19 protein-coding genes and 1 pseudogene are annotated in these 18,993 nt (G+C 38.6%); 9 read left to right on the top strand and 11 right to left on the bottom strand.

Going from position 1 to position 18,993, the window contains the following annotated elements:
• Together AACS90_RS11430 and AACS90_RS11425 are read right to left on the bottom strand one after the other, a co-directional pair.
• A pseudogene (locus AACS90_RS11430) lies at positions 1-220 on the bottom strand (hypothetical protein); the annotation flags it as partial.
• Positions 213-338, bottom strand: coding sequence for a hypothetical protein (locus AACS90_RS11425; protein ID WP_256376543.1), 126 nt, complete (start codon positions 336-338; stop codon positions 213-215). The pseudogene AACS90_RS11430 and the gene AACS90_RS11425, both read right to left, overlap by 8 nt.
• Positions 339-471: 133 nt before the next feature.
• On the opposite strand from AACS90_RS11425, the gene AACS90_RS11420 reads away from it, so the two are divergent.
• Complete coding sequence (locus AACS90_RS11420) at positions 472-663, top strand: toxin-antitoxin system HicB family antitoxin (RefSeq protein WP_099122793.1); 192 nt, start codon at positions 472-474, stop codon at positions 661-663.
• Between the two features lie 197 nt (positions 664-860).
• Here the strand turns inward: AACS90_RS11420 and AACS90_RS11415 are convergent, their stop codons facing one another.
• Both AACS90_RS11415 and AACS90_RS11410 read right to left on the bottom strand, forming a co-directional pair.
• Entirely contained in the window at positions 861-1,145 is a 285-nt protein-coding gene (locus AACS90_RS11415) for a helix-turn-helix transcriptional regulator (protein WP_099122795.1), read from the bottom strand.
• 124 nt (positions 1,146-1,269) lie between these two features.
• Positions 1,270-2,490, bottom strand: coding sequence for a tyrosine-type recombinase/integrase (locus AACS90_RS11410; protein WP_099122792.1), 1,221 nt, complete (start codon positions 2,488-2,490; stop codon positions 1,270-1,272).
• Between the two features lie 650 nt (positions 2,491-3,140).
• On the opposite strand from AACS90_RS11410, the gene AACS90_RS11405 reads away from it, so the two are divergent.
• The 6 genes from AACS90_RS11405 (at position 3,141) to AACS90_RS11380 (ending at position 8,960) form a co-directional block, all read left to right on the top strand.
• On the top strand, positions 3,141-5,285 hold the full coding sequence (locus AACS90_RS11405) for an ATP-dependent nuclease (protein WP_099122791.1): 2,145 nt from the start codon (positions 3,141-3,143) through the stop codon (positions 5,283-5,285).
• A 9-nt stretch (positions 5,286-5,294) separates the two neighbouring features.
• Entirely contained in the window at positions 5,295-7,226 is a 1,932-nt protein-coding gene (locus AACS90_RS11400; RefSeq protein ID WP_099122790.1) for an ATP-dependent helicase, read from the top strand.
• Between the two features lie 143 nt (positions 7,227-7,369).
• Complete coding sequence (locus AACS90_RS11395; protein ID WP_099122789.1) at positions 7,370-7,633, top strand: hypothetical protein; 264 nt, start codon at positions 7,370-7,372, stop codon at positions 7,631-7,633.
• A complete protein-coding gene (locus AACS90_RS11390) occupies positions 7,621-7,857 on the top strand; it encodes a hypothetical protein (RefSeq protein WP_099122788.1) in 237 nt (78 codons plus the stop codon). Before AACS90_RS11395 ends, AACS90_RS11390 begins: the two co-directional genes overlap by 13 nt.
• A gap of 12 nt (positions 7,858-7,869) precedes the next feature.
• Positions 7,870-8,397 carry a hypothetical protein gene (locus AACS90_RS11385; protein ID WP_099122787.1) on the top strand — a complete coding sequence of 176 codons (528 nt, stop codon included), beginning with the start codon at positions 7,870-7,872 and terminating at the stop codon, positions 8,395-8,397.
• Between the two features lie 53 nt (positions 8,398-8,450).
• The gene (locus AACS90_RS11380; RefSeq protein WP_153043679.1) at positions 8,451-8,960 is read left to right on the top strand and encodes a hypothetical protein; all 510 of its coding nucleotides are present in this window, start codon (positions 8,451-8,453) and stop codon (positions 8,958-8,960) included.
• Between the two features lie 380 nt (positions 8,961-9,340).
• On the opposite strand, the gene AACS90_RS11375 is transcribed toward AACS90_RS11380, so the two are convergent.
• Together AACS90_RS11375 and AACS90_RS11370 are read right to left on the bottom strand one after the other, a co-directional pair.
• Positions 9,341-9,490, bottom strand: a complete 150-nt coding sequence (locus tag AACS90_RS11375; RefSeq protein WP_228860873.1) for a hypothetical protein — start codon at positions 9,488-9,490, stop codon at positions 9,341-9,343.
• A 196-nt stretch (positions 9,491-9,686) separates the two neighbouring features.
• Positions 9,687-9,860 (bottom strand): DUF1963 domain-containing protein, encoded by a 174-nt coding sequence (locus AACS90_RS11370; protein WP_228860872.1) that lies wholly within the window; start codon positions 9,858-9,860, stop codon positions 9,687-9,689.
• A 431-nt stretch (positions 9,861-10,291) separates the two neighbouring features.
• Here AACS90_RS11370 and AACS90_RS11365 point away from each other — a divergent pair, with 431 nt between their 5' ends.
• Positions 10,292-11,521, top strand: coding sequence for a DUF1266 domain-containing protein (locus AACS90_RS11365; protein ID WP_099122785.1), 1,230 nt, complete (start codon positions 10,292-10,294; stop codon positions 11,519-11,521).
• 1,613 nt (positions 11,522-13,134) lie between these two features.
• Positions 13,135-13,440: a helix-turn-helix domain-containing protein gene (locus AACS90_RS11360; RefSeq protein WP_099122784.1), complete on the top strand. Its 306-nt coding sequence runs from the start codon at positions 13,135-13,137 to the stop codon at positions 13,438-13,440.
• 92 nt (positions 13,441-13,532) lie between these two features.
• On the opposite strand, the gene AACS90_RS11355 is transcribed toward AACS90_RS11360, so the two are convergent.
• The 5 genes from AACS90_RS11355 to ftsE all read right to left on the bottom strand — a co-directional run bounded on the left by AACS90_RS11355 (position 13,533) and on the right by ftsE (position 18,993).
• Positions 13,533-14,690 carry a glycerate kinase gene (locus AACS90_RS11355; RefSeq protein ID WP_099122783.1) on the bottom strand — a complete coding sequence of 386 codons (1,158 nt, stop codon included), beginning with the start codon at positions 14,688-14,690 and terminating at the stop codon, positions 13,533-13,535.
• A 26-nt stretch (positions 14,691-14,716) separates the two neighbouring features.
• Positions 14,717-15,982: a GntP family permease gene (locus AACS90_RS11350; RefSeq protein ID WP_099122782.1), complete on the bottom strand. Its 1,266-nt coding sequence runs from the start codon at positions 15,980-15,982 to the stop codon at positions 14,717-14,719.
• 305 nt (positions 15,983-16,287) lie between these two features.
• On the bottom strand, positions 16,288-17,139 hold the full coding sequence (gene rpoH / locus AACS90_RS11345) for an RNA polymerase sigma factor RpoH (protein ID WP_099122781.1): 852 nt from the start codon (positions 17,137-17,139) through the stop codon (positions 16,288-16,290).
• A gap of 215 nt (positions 17,140-17,354) precedes the next feature.
• On the bottom strand, positions 17,355-18,335 hold the full coding sequence (gene ftsX / locus AACS90_RS11340) for a permease-like cell division protein FtsX (RefSeq protein ID WP_099122780.1): 981 nt from the start codon (positions 18,333-18,335) through the stop codon (positions 17,355-17,357).
• Positions 18,328-18,993, bottom strand: a complete 666-nt coding sequence (gene ftsE / locus AACS90_RS11335; RefSeq protein WP_099109610.1) for a cell division ATP-binding protein FtsE — start codon at positions 18,991-18,993, stop codon at positions 18,328-18,330. Before ftsE ends, ftsX begins: the two co-directional genes overlap by 8 nt.

Here is an 18,993-nt window from a genome sequence, read left to right as displayed (position 1 = left end):
ATACAATGCAATTAACTAATTTATTCACTGGATTCTGTGGGGCATGTTTCGATAGGTCGCGATAAACCTCCTGATGAATGCCGTGTGCCAATGCAATCAAATTATTTAAGTTGGTTTCGCAGCGCTCATCTTTGGCTTTTTTGGTAATGAACGTGAAAAGTGAAATTCCCAGACTTGCACGATGCAGCGCCTGTTTTAATGAAATTGTTTTCTTACTCATGCCGTGTCCCCTGACGTGATACGAAGATCAGAGAAGACAGGCCAGCCAGCCACTGAGTACCGGATACAATTAGGAATGTAAATTTTGTGCGAGTTTGGTTAGACTGTGTATCAGCCATAGCATTAGCTCCAATAATGTTGTGGTCAGACGCCCTACATGTGTTGCGATCACTGTGGGGCGTTGTTCTATTAGGCTCTGCCGTGATAAGGTGTGTACCTAATGTATATGATACTATTCTGATAGGTACACACATGTCAACGATAAAAAGAGATAAAAGCCCTAAAGGTGAAGGCAAAGCGCCAGCTTTCCAAATACGGATGCAGCCTGAATTTAAGAAACAATTATCAGAATTAGCCAAAAATGAAGGCATGAGTCTGGGAAATTGGTTTAAGGAATTAGCCCGTAAGGAATTACAATCACAGGGAATTGAACCCAAAGGTTGAGCCGCCCGGCAATAAACCCAGTTATTAATTAATCCTATCAAAAATGTAACTATCTCAAATTGGTGACTCCTTAAACAAAAGGAGTCTTTATAGTTAATAACCGCCATCACATCCCTTATCCCAAAAAATCAGACTATTTTTAGAGTGAGTTTGACCGCTGCCAATTAAGACAGTTAATTTTTCCATTACGTTATTATTTAATTGGTAGGCTTACGGCTATACGGGTTATTTATATTGTCTACTGTGGGCGGATTTCGTACCCAATGAAGCAGATCACTAAGCAACCAAGCACAGGAATTGCGGCCTAATGGCTTACGGGCAGGGAAGCGGCCTTCATTTTCTAATTTCCATGCTGATGTTCTGGAAATAGAGGTGATGTGCTGGCGTTCTTTTTCACGGATAAGACGCTCGTAAGGTTCACCATATTCGGAAAGGATGGAGCGACGCTCTTCTGGTGTAGGAGTGCTGTATTGCATGGTTATGTTACCCTCACTGTTTAATTGTTTTTGTGAGGGCATTTTACTTAATAGAAATTATTACGAAAGAAAGCCACATTTGTTACGTATATATCACAATGATCATGTTCATCATCAAACTCATTAATTCCTATGATTGAACTGCTTTTAATATAACCACATTTTCATAATTTCCCGCTAATACATCCAGTCGCTCACACCACTTGTTTAAAGCGTCTAGCTTCTCTGGCAGGTATTGGCTTCTGTTATAAATTGCCATTACTCCCGGCAAAGAGTGTCCTAATAGCTGCTCAACAATATGCGGAGCTATTCCCATATCATTTAACTTCGTCGCGAATGTTCGTCTTAAATCGTGTAACGTCCATGCTTCGGAATGTTCAAATCTTTTCCATAAGTTACGACCAAATTGAGAAATAGCTTCTGGCTTTTTCAATTCGCCCAATAAATAACCGCTGTTTTTATTCAGATTGTACAGTTCAGTTATAAATGCCCTGATATAAATAGGGATTGGACGAATTATTTTTTCATCTGTTTTCGTGTGCTCTCTTGGTACTGTCCAAAGCCAATTATCAAAGTCCCATTCTTTCCACTCTGATAATCTGGCTTCATGGGAACGACAGCCGAAAATAACCAGTACTCTCAGTAAATAGTTATAATAGGGAATATGCTTATCTTCGTTTATAGATTCCCATACTTGCCCTAGTTCTTTATCAGTTAATACCCTATCTCTCTTATTTTGCTTTTTACCAACATCAGGAATAGTTAAATCATCAAGAGCATTACTTATTGCATATCTTCTAACCCTGCAAAATTTCAATGCCTGCTTACACATTTGAAATATATAGCCAGTAGCTACAGGGGATTCATTTCTTGCACGGTCAAAACACTTTAGCCAATAACGAGTTTCACAGTCACTTAAAGCCATCTCACCTATGTAGGGGTAAATGTGTTTTTCAAACTGCGCTATATGACGAATAACATTAGCTCTGTTATCTCTGGCATAATTTTCAATCCAGTACTCCAAAGCATCTCGAACTGTGACGGGTTTAAGCGATTCTTGAAGCTCAAGATTTAATTGTAATTTTGGATCTTTTCCTAATGCTAACCAGTTACGGCATTTATCTCGTAGCTCTCTGGCTGCCTTTAGACTCATATCGGGATAGCGCCCTAAGGTTAAACGGTTTAATTTCTTACCATCCAGCCTGTATGTAAAAACCCAGCTAACGCCACCGATTACAGAGATTTTAGCACTAAGCCCCGCACCATCTGCTACAAATTCAATTTTAGGCACGGGTTTTCCATAAAGCGCCTTAACCTTTTTATCACTTAGCTTATTCAGTTCATTAGCCATGATCACCCAAAATATTTATACAAATGTTTATACACAGTTTGTTGTAAAAGTGGGTAAACGTCAATAAACACTGAAACAATATACAGTATATAATTTAACTATGACTTTGATTTTATTCAACTTTAAAACAACACTTGATAGCATGAGAACTTAAAAACTGAAAATACGGCATGAACTAATCCTAGTCTAGTAACATGTTGTTGAAAAAGCACTTTCTGTATTTCAGGAAGTGCTTTTTTTGTTTCTGAGTACCCCACCGAATACCCCACATAAAAGTCCTCAACATAAAAATTCATTGGAAAACATAGAGACACACACAATTATCCTATTATTTTAATCAAAGGAAGTTCCTTCCCTGATAAAGGTTCATAATCAATTGTAGTGTTTAGCCAAATTTGACGGGTTAGTTTGAGTGATGACCGGCTTGTTTTTTCCCTTTTTCATCCTTGATAAACGTAGGAAAGTCACACAACTTGATGATATTCATTGAGTTGCTTATTAAAAGTGAACAAGATAGATAGAAGATTGAGCAATAGAAAATAATACAGATCAACATTGAATAAAGTATCACAGTGCTAGAAGTGTGTTCGATCAGAATAATAGAACTCTTTTTTTGAAATATCCGATTCCATTTATTAAGGTTTTATTATATGAAAATTTCCTCTTTCGCTTTAAAAAACTATCGACGGCTAGTCAACGTAACCCTAGTACTTGATGATAAAACAACTGTTCTTGTTGGGGCTAATAATAGTGGAAAAACATCCTGTATTAGTGCGCTACATACCTTCCTGAAAAGTCCGAACAATCTAAAAGTCCGAGATATATCTAAGCAAAATTGGAAGAAAATCCAAACGTTGGGCGAACAAGTCGAACAAGAATTTCCCACTATCGAGAAAATGCAGGCTCTATCGGATGATTTCGCCAGTTTGCTACCGAGTTTAGACATCGAGATCACCGCGAAGGCAAGTGAGGCATACAAGGTTCGTGACATCCTCCCGGACTTAGAATGGTGTGGTGGTGCCCTATTCGTTCGCATAACTTACGAACCAATCGATATTTCTAAATTATGTCGTGAGTTTGTTGATAAGAGAAGTGTGGTGTCCGAACACAAAGGTAAGGTAAGTCTGTGGCCCAAAGATTTATGTGATTTTCTGGAGAAAGGCCAGAACTTCAGTAAGCTCATAAAGCAAAAACACTACATTTTAAGCAAAGAGGCAAAGTCTACGCTGAGCGAGGTTTTGCAGCCTCTTAAATCTGAAGCTTTAAAAAAGTTAATTCGAGTAGACACTATATCCGAACAACGCGGATTAGGTGCCGAAGATAACACAGATCAAAAGGGGCCATATTCAGAAAAGCAACGTCTCAATAAGTTACTTCGAGAATATTATGATCATATTTTGAATCCAGAAGATTTTCCTGAGATACAAGACCTTGAAGTTTTGGGGCAACAGCAAGCGCTAGAAAAAGAGTTTACCGACAGATTGAATAAGCAGTTTGATGCCCCCTTTAATGAGCTGAAGAATATGGGGTATCCCGGTATCGGTGGCAACCCGGCTGTTGAAATTGCCGCAAAAATTAGTGGTATGGACGCATTACAAAAATCGTCATCGATCCGATACCGTTTTGACAAAGAGGAAGAAGAATTTGTTCCCGAAAGTTACCTAGGGCTTGGTTACCAAAATCTTATATATTTGACCTTTAGGCTTCTGGAATTTCGCGACAAATGGATGCGCGTTGGAAAGTCATCTGCCTTTGAGGATAAAATGGAAGACCAGATAGAACCAATCCATTTAGTTTTACTCGAAGAACCGGAAGTCAATCTGCATGCTCAAGTCCAACGAGTATTCGTATCGAAAGCTTATGATACTTTACGGAATCATTCCGACTTGTGTAGCAAACAAGATGAATCTGAATACCAAACACAGCTTGTGATTAGTACACACTCTAGCCATATTATCAACGATATTGACTTCAAAGAGTTACGGTACTTCCGGCGAAATAATACTGACACTTCAATTGCAATGGATCATACGTCAATTGCAAATATGTCAGAGTTATTCGTGAATCCAAAAGATGAACTTCAGTTTGTCAGAAAACACTTAAAGCTCACTCACTGTGACATTTTCTTTGCCGATGGGGTTATATTCGTTGAAGGTCAAGCCGAACGTCTTCTGGTGCCTGAGTTCATTTCCAATAGATTTCCGGACTTATCGAAACGATACATCTCTATACTGGAGGTAAGCGGTGCACACACTCACAAATACAAAGAGTTAGTCGAAAAACTTGGGGTTGCGACTTTGGTGCTGACAGATCTTGATTCAGTTGATAACGAAGGGAAATCATGCTTCCCACAAAAGAATTCAGATCAAAAAACCAATAATGATACCTTGAAGATATGGCATCCAAAAAAAGAAGTTTTGGATGACTTGGTGGCCTTACCAAAAGCGGAACATGCTACAAATAGTCAAGGTGCGCCACTTTACATTGCCTACCAAAAGCCAACTCAGATTACTGGGAAGGAAATTTTATCCCGTACTTTTGAAGATGCATTGATTTTGGCGAATTCTGAAAATAAATATTTTCAGCGTAAACAAAAAATTCAAGACGCCTTTGAAAATGATAGTAACTCCCTATCAGAGTCACTCTATGGCTATGTGCAAGCTTTAAAGAAAGGAGACTTTGCCTTCGATTGCCTTTTCTATATCGCAAATAACAAAGAAGATTGTTTCAATCCCCCCGAATACATGAGTGAAGGTCTTAAATGGCTAGAAAATCAGCTTCAGTACAAAATGTAGGAGGAGATTATGTCAGAAGAATTTTACTTGGCGGAAACCAAACCTATTGATCATGACAATGGGATTGATAAAGGGATCCAAGAGTGTCTTCGTATAGGTTCAGGGAAAAGTTTTATCACCTTTGCGGGAGCAGGATCGGGTAAAACTTATTCTCTAAAAGAAGCTCTAGATTTTCTGAAAAAAGAGCATTCTGGTAACTTTATTCGCCAAGGTAAGCAAATTGCTGTTGTAACCTTCACGAATAACGCAGCCGATGAAATCGTGGATCGGATTGAGCAAAATCCCATCTTTGCGGTTTCAACGATTCACAGCTTTTGTTGGTCTGCTATTGCTGGTTTTAATGAAGACATTCGCAAGTGGTATCTGGAGAAAATTCCTGCGAAGCTTGACGAAATAGAAAATTTGGAAAGTCGTGGTCGCGAAGGTAAAGCATCAGAAGATCGAAAGAGAGAAATCACCCGGCTAAAGGAAAAAATGGATTGGTTAGCTGAACCTCGCTCATTCATTTACGACCCAAATGGCGTCAACTCTGCAAAGAATGCGTTGTCGCATGCGGATGTTTTAAAGCTTTTCTCAAGTTTTTTGACTACTAAGCCGATGATGGCAGAAGTCATTGTAAATAAGTTCCCTTTCATATTTATCGACGAAAGTCAGGATACCAACAAAGATGTAATCCGAGCATTCTTTGAGCTGCAACATGCCAAATCAAATAAAGTTGTCATCGGCTTGTTTGGAGATACGATGCAACGTATCTTCGGTGGGGGAGAATCTGAGCTGGGTAACACCAAGCCAAGTGATTGGACTACCTTCAACAAAGAAATGAACCATCGCTCAGCGCGACGCATTGTTGCTTTGGGTAATCAAATCCGTAGTGAAGATGATAAACGAAAACAATTTGCTCGAGATGGAGCTGCAGACGGTTATATTCGATACTTCTTATTATCGAACAGTGTTTCAAACAAAGATGAAATTGAAGCCAAAATTCGTGAGATTATGGCAAAAGTTACAAGTGACACGAATTGGACAGATACTAAATCCAAAGATACAGCTATCTTGCTTCTGGAACATAAAATGGCTGGACGTCGTCTTGGCTTTAATGATCTTTGGAACAAGCTTGAAACATCAGACAAAATTAAAGATCAAATTTCTAGAGGTGAAAATTCCGAACTAAATTTTTTTTCCGAAATTGTTTTTCCTATGGCTGAAGCGAGTCTTAATGAAAGACGAGCTGAATTGATGTCTATCCTGAGAGAAAGAAATTCGCCGCTTTTGGAAGCCAGTGTACTGGATGCTAACAAAAAAGATCCGCTTGTACTTGCTCGAAATGCTGAACATGCTTTCAGGGATGTGATCTCAGATGAAAAGGTCAGTTTTCGTACAGCTTTGGAAGTTTTAGCTAAATATAATCTGGTGATAATTCCAGCGAAATTACAGGCGATTGTAGTTACCTCTAAAGAGAGTAAAGCTGAATCAGAACCAAAACAAATAGGAGCTATACTGAGGATTGAATCAGAAACTGGAGAGCAGGATGATAGCGAGATAACTGCTTGGACTGAAGCTTTAAAAACTAATTTCTTTCAAATTCGAAATTATAATGACTACATCAATGAGAATTCAATTTTTCGAACCCATCAAGGCGTGAAAGGTAACGAATTCGAGCGTGTGATGGTTGTTATGGATGATGATGAAGCAGGTGGGTTTCTATTTTCTTACGAGCAGTATTTTGGAGTAAAGGAACTTTCGAGTGCAAGCAAAAAAAAACAGGATGCAGGTGAAGAGACTGGGTTTGAACGAACTAGGCGATTGTTCTATGTCACATCCACACGGGCTAAAAATAGCCTTGCCCATGTGATTTATACATCCAATGTAGCTAGGGTAAAGGAAAATCTTATTGAAAAGAAATTTGCGCGAGAAAATGAAATTATTGAGTTGTACAATTAATGGAATTAAAGGCATTAGCTGCGACTTAACCTGACGTTATCCTACGGTGCCCGAATGCAGCTTAATGCGACAGAACCTCTTTATCATGGTATAACTGATTATATAATCCAAGAAGAAAAAATTAAAAGTTATGCGATATTAATATGAATCTTTTAAAGAGAGAAAAAATACAAGGTGTGAATTTTAACTATGTTAGAATGTCACATAAAGAATTAGTTGTAATTATGGGATGTTTACATGATATATTAATAAAATCTGCGGAGAAAGAAGATATTGAAAATCCAGATACGCTACGTTGGTATAGCGATACTTTATTTAAAATACTAAATCATGTAAATCGCGAAGATTATTTTAGTATTGAAACCACTTTCAAATCTTTTTTAAGGAGTTTCAGATGGAAATCTTGAAAAAAGAAAAAATAAATGATGAGATGTTTTATGATATTAAATTAACAAGTGGAGAGCTTATGGCAATAATAGATTGCACATTTCGATTATACTATGACATTGAAGATGTATATGCTAGTAAAAAATTATTTAAACGGTTATTGTGTAAAGATGCAGAGTTATTATTTAATCACGCTAGAGCCTTATGTGAATTATTCCATCCTAATGAGCATAAAGCTGAATAGGCTTCCCCTAATATGAACAAAATAGAGCTAATAAATTATCTTCATTCAGCTTATCCTGAATTAACTATTGATATTAATTATATTAGAGGTTACTCCGAAGATGACTTAATTAAATTAAAACGTGTTTACGATATTGAAATTCAAGGAGAGTTACTTGATTTTTTAATTCATATGGGGCGTTGTAATGGTGGGTTATTTGGGATCCAACCCCTACGTTTTTACCAAGAAGACAAGGTAGTTAGTCATGAAATATTGTTCCAATTTGGATTTAGAGAAGAGCTACAAGAAATTCAATGCGTTGATTTATTAGAACAAAAGCCTTTTTTTATTTCAATAGAAAATGAAGCTATATATTTTTATTTTCTATTAACCAATTCAAAAAATCCTGATTTAGTTTATTATCTTGATACTAATTATGATACAATTATCGATACTGGATTAACTTTTAATGAATATTTAAGGTATATTGTTGATACTAGTACTAGAAATTATAGCTTTAAAGTTCCTTTTGAACAATGGGGGGATTTGTTAGCTCTTTAACATGTTTTTATCCATTGGTTACGTTTAATAAATTAGAACAGGCCTTTCCTAATATGACTAAAGTGGAATTAATAAATTATTTTCATTCAGCTTATCCTGAATTATCCATTGACTTCAATTATATTAGAGGTTACTCCGAAGATGATTTAATTAAACTAAAACGTGTTTACGACATTGAAATACAAGGGGAATTCCTTGAATTTTTAACATATATGGGCTGTTGTAGTGGTGGGTTGTTTGGAGATCAACCTCTACGTTTTTACCAAGAACGAGAAACTATCACTAGTGAAGTGCTATTTCAAAGTAGATTTTGGAATGAGCTTCAACGAATTCAACGATTTGATTTATTAACTAAAAAACCTTTTTTTATTTCAAAAGAAAATGATAATTTTTATTTTTTGTTAACCAAGTCAAATAATCCAGATTTAGTTTATTTTTTTGATAAAAAACATGATGAAATCATCAATACTGGATTAACTTTTAATGAATATTTAAGGGGTCTTATTAATTATAATGGAATTGAAATCCCTCTTGATCAATCAGGAAATTTACTTATTATTTAAGAAGATATGTAAAACAATATATTCTTTTAAATTAGAGCTAATATAATTTTAAGAAAACGGAATCGCCAATTTATAGGACTTAGATCCTGATGTGCGTATGATTTATGAAAAAATAATTTCAAAAATCATATGCACTAAAACGCGATTAAACAAAATAGTAAGCAAGGTGTAACGTCCGCTATTGGCACAATAGCCGACAGTTTGATTAGGTTTCTCCCAGATCATCAATAGTGTCAGAGTGGGTCTTAGTTGATACAACTCATTGGTAATTACAGAAAAAGGCTGTTCTCAACTATCTGTTTAATCCTCCAATTTTATTTTTATAAGCACTGAGTGAGATACCATTTATTCATTTCTCTCAAACTATTACTTCAAAAACATCATGCAGTTTTTACAAAAAACACACCATCCATTCCATTTTCTTTATTGCGAATAAACAAGTAACCAATAGCGTCAGATAAACCTAATGCATCTTGAAACGGTTCAGGAAAATCTGCCAGAATATATCTGGCACACAAAGTGATAATCATTCCCAATGTCACCTATATCATCTAATCCATGTGGAATTTTTTTTGAAAAAAGCGAGACCATTGGGTAATCATCATCCTCTATTTCCATATCTAAAAAATTAACACTTCTTTCTGGTATAAATTTATCATTATTTTCCAAGTTATGATTAGTCAGAGAATATGAAACAAACGTAAATCCTGATTTAATGAGATTGAGTTATTGCTCATCACCAAAGTAAGTAACGCTATCAAAAAAATATTCATCATCAGAATAAGTTGAAAATACAGATAGGTATCCTGATGTTGGTAATATCCCCTCGGGTATTCTAGGTGATAATTTTTCGCAATCTATAGAAAAAAGATGAAGTAGTTTTTCTCCATCAGGGTTCACTGGCCACTGTGATACCTACCCTTTATTTCCCCCAAAATAAAACCAGAATTATCATTCAGAGTTTCTTCTATAACAATTAGTGTAAGACCATACATGCCATCTTTCTCCTATTTACAAGTACCAGCACTTTTGGCCATGCTTCTTGTAGGTCAGCAAATCGATGAAGTAAATGCTGAATAATTACAGGCAATCATTAAAAATAAGCGAATAAAATATAATTAACCAACATTGTTAATATAATAAGTTATTTATTTTATATTAGTAAAACATAAATTTCACTATCAGAATAATGAACTTAATTAAGAACACACTAACTCTCATTTCTACTCTTCCTATATCAGATAGTTTATCATCCAATTAACGCCATAAAAAAATAATTTTAATTTTATAATATAGATAGGTTTCAATTACTCATTCAGGATATTATTTTTATGTCAGATAAATTAATAGATACATGGATTGAATTGCATAATTCAACATCAGAAGAGCAAAAGGGAAAACTTTTTATTGAGTTTTTAAATTTATTTCATTCCTCAGATTTTTGGCTTATCAGCCCCATTTCTGAGGAGAAAGGCACCTACTCGTTTTCGATAAAGGAAGATCCTGAGTTTCATTTCAGACCTTATATTGTTGCTTACCTTTCGGAAGAAAATCCGGCTTCATGGCATAATGCAGAATCTATCGATAATAATCCTGAAAACCTTCATCAATTCGGTGCTGAACATTTGTACTATCTTATTGATGAGTTTCAATGTGATCTCGTTATCTACAATGGTGATAATTACATTATCTTTGATCAAAATACCCTGACACATATAAAAAATTCGGCTCAAACTACAGATGATCTACCAGAGGAAAGAAACGAGATATATCTCCCTCATAACCCACAGCCTTTTTTAACCTCTGATTGGGGCATGATACTGGGTGCTCCCTATGCCTACTTTAATGGATGGAGTTGTAATGATTATTCTCCAGAAGAGGATGACGCTGGTTTGTCATCTGCCTGGGGAATTGAAAATCGGCAAGATCTAGTTTTTCAGTTATTTAAACTAATGGTTAACGGGCATGCTGCTGATTATTACAAGATGCGAGATGAACTCAGTGAATTATCAAAACCGGAATTTAATGAAATTTTAGCGGACATTCAGCAAAGTGATATGAATGCATACGATAAGCAAGAAATCATCTGGCGTTATACCATGATGTATGACAATGAAAACGATATTCAAAATATCCAATATTTGGCATGGGACTATGTTCGTTTCAGTATGTTGTGCCTGAACGGATGCAAACTGCAATATATCACGGAACAGGAAGCTAAAAACTGGACGCTCATGCTCGCCCCACTGTTACGAATGGTTTATAGCGGATGGGACGACCTGTGGTACCACTTTGCGCTCACACGCTGGTTTTGGGCATCCACTGATGAAGGCTGGGCTGAATGCCAGTCCGAGTATATTGGTATTATTCGTGCACTGCTGAATGATCCGAATAGCCCAACAGTTGAGATCAATTGGAATAGCGAGTTACCACCAATCGAAACCCACTCATTTGCTCAGGCACTAACTGAAGTTTTAGCCGAACAAAATCCAGATGCTGAGGTTAATTTTAATGAAGTGCATGATGCCATTAGAGAACAAGTCAGGGCTGATGAGCCATAAGCCGTCAAAAACCAGTTGCTATCTGTGTTCACTGATTATGCAATCCACTTCGGCAACCATATAAGTATAAACGCCAGCACTATCTAGCTGGCGTAATTTCGCTCTAAATTATCGCATCTTATTACTATCCTGAATAAATATTTAATCCTGGTGAACGTATTATCTCTCAAATGTCACTATTGATATTTCATACAGATATTCTGAATTAGATGGGGTGAAAACAAGTTAAGTGGCGATAAATCAAGCAGTATATGCCGTTAGATGAGAAAATTATCGGTTATTAAATAAGGTTTATTTTTCAGCTTATATAATAGGCTGAATTAGATAATCTTCACCATCTCTTCATACAAAAATCCTAATTATATTAATATGCGCATTGTCAGATGACGAGATAGAAATCAGTGTCTTTTACTTACTTTCAGCCAATTTTATGAGGAAAGCTCTAAATAAACAGCTTTTCTAACAATTGAGTTTATAAAGTAAACACATGTAATTAAATAAAAAATATCCCACTTGCACTAATAAATTTAATTCATTGATTTTATTTGAAAAATTAAAAAATGGAATCGAATTATTGATAAAAAAACGAACTGTATCTGAAATGTTCAAAAGTGCGAGTAAACGGAAATTTTATGCGAAATAAAAGTCAATTTAGTGGAAAAGGTTTTTATAAGTAATATTTTCTAATTAAAATTTTTAATTTGGCAATAATCATCCAATGAAAGATTCAAATATATTTATTTAACCAAAATCTGTAAAATTTTATTAAAAAACAAAACATTTTATACCAAACTGTTTGGTTTGGATTTATAATCTACATTATCTATATGGTATAGAATTAAGTTCTGTATATGAAAGGATGATGTAATATTAATTCTGGTTAATTTGGGTGCTATTGAGTTATGATAATTAACAATTTATTATCATTAATACTATTTGAAAGAGATTAAATATGTGAATAACAAAAAAAATTCATATATTATAATAAATTAAGTGGAATGTTATTTGATATGTAATGAAATTTGACTTAAGTAATGTTATATAGGATTATGTTTACAGTTTGGTATATTTTGTTTAGTTTCTAACCTTAGAAAGCTTCTTTAAAATTCAAAAATATGCCAAATAATGGCGATTTGTTTATAAAAAATTATATTATTGGATTTTTATATATTAATTTAATTTAAATTCAATATGTTATGAATATAAAAATAACAAACTTAACGTTTTAAGGCCTGTTCATTATTCCTCATATGAGAAGAACGGAGTGCTGTTTTGCTCAATGACGAGGAAAAGCAGTTGCAAGAAGCAAGGTAATAACAAAATAGAGAAACGTGGTTTGCATCATGGAAGAGTATACCTTGCCTCAGTAAAGGTTCTGTTTTTTACAAGACGTTAATAAAAAAGGTTATTTCATCAAAAAAACAAGGCGCATGTCGGAAAACAAAACGGCGAATCAGGTGTAACAATAGGCATACCATGAACGATGGTAAATCCGTCAGGGTATTTCCTATGTCGTGCACAATGACGAAGGAAAACTGAGTCATTTTTAAGCTCCAGGGCAATTATCCTTGATAACGCCATAACTTACTGATTTAAAGATGAAAGGATAAGATATGGAAGAAGATGCAAACCTATTAGTCGGGCAAAGAATTCAACAGAAAAGGAAAGAGTTAGGGATCACGGCAACTGCCTTAGCGAAACAAATTGGTATCAGCCAGCAACAGCTTTCGCGTTATGAAAGAGGAACCAATCGAATCAATATTACTCATCTGGTTGCCATCTGTCTGGAATTGGAAACCCATATTTCCTGGTTCTTTGAAGACTGTTTTGAAGAAGAAAGCAAGGAAGGCATTGTTAATAAACTTGATACTCAATATATTCCCATTGCTGAAACAATTATAGGAAAAAATGGTTGTTAGATGGGGAATAACCCGCCGTCAGAAGCCTGCCAGCCCGCTCTAAACTGAAAAATATGTGGGCTTCTGACCCTACTGGGTACTTATTCCCTTTCTTAATCTTCACCTTCTTTTTTATGTGCACAAGCTATGTGCCAAACCGATGCAATGTTACGAGCCAATACATGCAGATTATCGGTACTGTCAGCTAAAGCATCAGCGAGAGTGCAAACTTCGGGGATAATAGAAAATACAGCGGTCAGCCCATGTTGATGGACAACATCATAATCTTTACTCATTCCTCCCACTAATGCGATAACAGGTATACCGAATTTGTTGGCTGTGCGTGCAACACCAATAGGTGTTTTTCCATATATAGTCTGGCTGTCCATATGCCCTTCGCCAGTAATAACCAAGTCTGCGCCCTGAATTGCGTTTTCCAACTTCAGAGTATCAAGCACAATTTCAACACCCGACTGTAATTTTGCGTTCAAACAGCCAAGTAAAGAGGCTCCCATGCCTCCGGCAGCACCAGCTCCGGCCGCATCAAGCACATCAATTCCTGTTACTGTTTTAATTTTCATCCCGTAATGGAGCAAAGCTGAATCCAGTATATTAATCATTTCTGGTGTTGCTCCTTTTTGTGGGCCAAATACCGCAGATGCGCCTGATTCACCACATAGAGGGTTAGTGACATCACAGGCAATTGTAATTTCTAACTGACTGAGACGAGGATCAAGGTTTGTGAGATTAATACTCTCCAAGCGTGTCAGCGCAACTCCGCCAAAGGGTAAAGGACGGTTATCGCCATCCGTTAAATTTGCCCCAAGTGCCTGCATCATTCCTGCACCACCGTCATTGGTTGCGCTACCACCAATACCTAAAATCAGCTTTTCGATACCATGCTCAAGGGCCGCCAGAATTAGCTCCCCCGTACCATAACTTGTTGTTATCAGAGGATTACGCTGTGCCAATGGCACCAGATGCAGGCCTGAAGCGGCAGCCATTTCAATCACTGCGGTTTTTCCATCACCCAGTAATCCCCAAAAAGCCTCAACAGGTTGCCCGAGAGGATCAGTGACTGTACATGTGAATCTTTTTCCTCCTGTCGCAGCCACCATTGATTCTACCGTGCCTTCTCCACCATCAGCCATTGGCAACTTGATGTAATCGGCCTGCGGAATGATTTCCCTAAACCCCTGTTCTATCGCTTCCGCTACCTGCATTGCACTTAAACTTTCCTTAAATGAATCAGGAGCAATGACAATTTTCATAATAATTTATCTCTCCTTCAATTTATCTAACCCGCAAAACCAAAGACGCCGAAGATTAAGGTTGAGATAAAGGCGATAGTTAAGCCCACCAGCGTTTCATATGGCAATAACTTTAGGCGTTCGTGTAATTGCATATATACACTGCCTCCTGTCGCATGGAAAAAACTGCCGTGTGGCAGCTGATCCAGTACGATAGCACCTGCATGTAACATCGCAGCTCCCGCTAATGCACTGATGCCTAAATCGAGTAGCGTAGGTGCAAAGACCGCCGAAGCAACGGCTGTACCCGCTGTCGTGGATGCCGTTGTCATTGACATTAAAGCCCCTGAAACCGGAGCCAGTAAATAGGCTGGCAGACCTGATGCTGTTATCCCGTGGATCAATATTTCTTTCAGTTCAGAATTAGCGATGATGCCTGCCAGTGTCCCCGTCCCTAATAGCATGATAGCTATAGGCGACATGCGGCTCAGCCCTGAGAGAATAAAGCGATTTGATTGACGCCAGTGCCCCATAATAATAGCACCAGCCAATCCTCCTACGGGTAATGCTATTAAAGGGTCTATAGTGATATCAGCAACTGGACGCAAAGCCAGCAAAAAGATGGCAATGGCAGGAGCCGAAATTGCAGCCATAAAAGAGGGAAGAGACTCTTGTGCGGTCATTGTCAGCTCTTCGCCTCTGACCTTATGCCCCCGAGTTATCACTCTTCCTGAAAGATAGTAAGCCATTACTAACCCGAATAGCCCGGGGAGAATACCTGCGACCATCAACGATGTTAAAGGTACATGAAAAGCTTCTGATGCAGCAATCGTATTTGGATTGGGAGACATGACGTTTCCGGCTTTACCTCCGCCAATCATGGCAAGTAAGATAGACATCTTTGATAAATCAGCCCGATGGGCGATTGCCAAAGCAATCGGTGCAACGGTAATGATCGCAACATCAATAAATATACCAACAGCTGTCAACAACATTGTTGCGATTGCTAAAGCCAATAAGACCCGTTTGCCGCCAGCCTTACGTACAATAGTTTCAGCTATGGTACTGGCTGCACCGGATTCAATCAGCACACCAGCCAGAACACCCGCTGCCAATATACGTAAGACAGCATTGGTCATCCCTTGTGCCCCTGTGACCATCAAATTGACGGTCTGTATCAGATCTGCACCCCCGATCAAACCGCCAACCAGCGCACCGGCCATCATGCCATAAACAGGAGAAACTTTTCTTAATATCAGAACGATAGAAACGAACAATGCAGCAATAGCACCAATAGCAGAAACAGTCGTCATCTTGTCATTATCCTCAATGACTTCATTATTAGCTGAAGCCGAAAGATTACTATACACTTCGTCTTTCAAGTTGCCTCTTTGTTGGCTGTACTCGCTCACCCCGGTTACATAGTTATCTATGCTCCCGGTGACTTTCTCCCTTGCCGCCGTGATGCATCTTGAAATCCATTGTGTATATACGCATAACTCATTTATATAAATAACGCGCATAAAAAAAGCGATAACTAAATTATCGCCTTTTAATCTGCTATTGCATGCGTTCAGCATAAATATATATCGTTCATGCTCAGCTAGCTGTGTGTAAATTACGCTTCAATCGCCATTCGTAACTTTTTCATGGCGTTTTTTTCCAGCTGACGAACCCGTTCAGCGGATACACCGTATTTATCTGCCAGTTCCTGCAAAGTCGATTTGTTGTCATCATCCAGCCAACGGGAACGGATAATATCCTGACTACGCTCATCCAGCTTTTCCATTGCTACAGTAAGTTTATCCGCAGCATGGTTTTCCCAATTGTCTTCTTCAATGCCATCTGCAAAATCAGACGCTTTATCCTGCAAATACAGTACCGGAGCTGGCGGGCTGTCACTGTCGTCATCAGATGGCATATCAAATGCCATATCCTGCGCCGACATACGAGACTCCATCTCCAGAACATCTTTGCTGGTTACCCCTAATTCTTTGGCAACCAAATCAACTTCATCCTGACTGAACCAGCCCAGACGCTGTTTAGCCTTGCGCAAATTGAAGAATAACTTACGCTGCGCTTTTGTCGTTGCAACTTTCACAATACGCCAGTTACGCAGTACGTATTCATGGATTTCTGCCTTAATCCAGTGAACAGCAAAAGACACCAGGCGTACGCCCACTTCCGGATTAAATCGACGAACCGCTTTCATCAGGCCAATATTGCCTTCCTGAATTAGATCCGCCTGCGGCAAACCATAACCAGCATAACTGCGAGCAACATGAACAACGAAGCGCAGGTGAGACAGAATCAGCTGTTTTGCTGCATCCAGATCTCCCTGGTAATGCAGCCTTTCTGCCAGTTCCTTCTCTTCTTCTGCAGAGAGCATAGGATAAGCATTGGAAGCACGGATGTACCCTTCCAAACTACCTTGCGGAACTAATGCCAAAGTTTGCATTTCTTTTGTCATTCAAATTCTCTCAAACTAAATTAGTGGTCTTTTAAACTTTCCTGAATCAACCTATTAGATTTTTTCAGGCCAAAGATGAGTCTATTTTACCATCGTGAGGATCACATTCAAATTATCTGCATTGTATGACCGCACAGACAAAGTATACAAAACAATAACAGTTTCTTCGACTATGATTAAGCCCAAAAGTTCACCATAAGTCCAACAAAAGTGTTCTATTCAGACCTGAAACGACGCAAATGCTGGACAGTCGCAAACCATGCTGCAATCCAACCAATCATACCTGAAATCAGTACCAGTAATAGTGATTCATCCCAACCCAGGCCGTATAACTTAAAAGTAGTGCCGAAAACGCTGGCAACTTCAGTGACAACGCTGGAAAGTTTCCAGACTAGCAGGTACGAAAGAAGCAGCGAAAGGATCGCTCCCAGAATTCCCAGTAATGCCCCTCCATTGAGAAAAGGCCGAAGGATAAACCCATCCGTTGCCCCTATCAGTTTCATGACATTAATCGTTTCACGACGGCTGAAAATACTTAAACGCACACTGTTACCAATCACCAGAAGCAGCGCAACGACCATCAGCCCCCCTATTACCGCAGCAATCCGGCCAATAAGGTCAGCCAGTGCCGTCAGCCGGGCAAACCAGCCATCATCCATTCTGACTTCTTCGATACCTTTTAGCTGTGCAACACGGTCACGTAATGTCGTCAGTGCCTGTGAATTCTGAAAATCCAGTTTAGGGGAGACAATCGCTACCGCAGGCAACGGATTTTCCTCCAGCATATCTAAGGCACTGGCAAACCCTGACCAGGCGCGAAATTCATTCACGGCCTCCTCACGGGACAGATAGTTCACTGACTTCACGCCATCCATTGCTTTTAGCTCTTCAATCAGCTGGTTAGAGCTGATGTCATTCAGTGATTTATCCAGATACACCGTGAGTTGTGGTACGGGATACCATTGTTCCACCGCCTGATTAACGTTTTTCCAGACGATGTAAAATACACTCGGTAATGTCAGAGAGATAGCTATCACCATGATGGTGAGCAAAGTTGCCAGTGGCTGGAATAACATATCAGACAGAGTGCTTTTCCATGCATAACGTGACTGTACGCGCCATCCCCCTTTCAGCGATTTGGAGCGGGATTTGGGAGAAATCGTTTTCTTCGTTGAATGACGGGCAGGCTTAGCCATGATGCTCTCCTTGCATACGTCCCTGATTCAGGGTCAGGATACGATAATTCCTGCGCTCAATAAGAGCGGTGTCATGCGTCGCCATAAGAACCGTCGTACCGACCCGGTTGAATTGTTCAAACAAGCGCATAATACCCTCAGATAGTTCACCATCCAGATTTCCCGTCGGCTCATCCGCCAGCAGGACGGTGGGTTTATTCACAACAGCGCGGGCAATACCAACACGCTGTTGTTCCCCCCCGGAGAGCTGAATCGGGAAATTTTTCGCTTTGTCCAGCAAGCCTACCTTATCCAGCGCCGCCGATACCCGTCGACGAATATCTTCAGTACTGGCACCTGAGATAATCAATGGCATTGCGACATTATCGTACACAGTGCGATCCAACAGCAGGTGGTGATCCTGAAAAATCATACCGATCTGACGGCGTAAGAATGGGATCTCACGGGTTTTCAATCGGCTGACATCATGCCCGCCAAACCAGATATAACCGGCACTCGGGCGCTCTATGCCACAAATAAGTTTCAGAAGCGTACTTTTCCCCGCTCCTGAATGACCGGTTAAAAATGCCATTTCTCCCGGACGAAGGTGGAAATCCACCCCTTGTAGTGCCTGCCGTCCTCCCAGATAGGCTTTACTGACCTGTTCAAAGCGAATCAT

It is taken from the genome of Xenorhabdus sp. KK7.4, assembly GCF_963876465.1.
Lineage (GTDB): Bacteria > Pseudomonadota > Gammaproteobacteria > Enterobacterales > Enterobacteriaceae > Xenorhabdus > Xenorhabdus stockiae.
The sequence above is the reverse complement of the archived record's forward strand: the minus strand, read 5'-3'. Positions and strand labels throughout refer to the sequence as shown.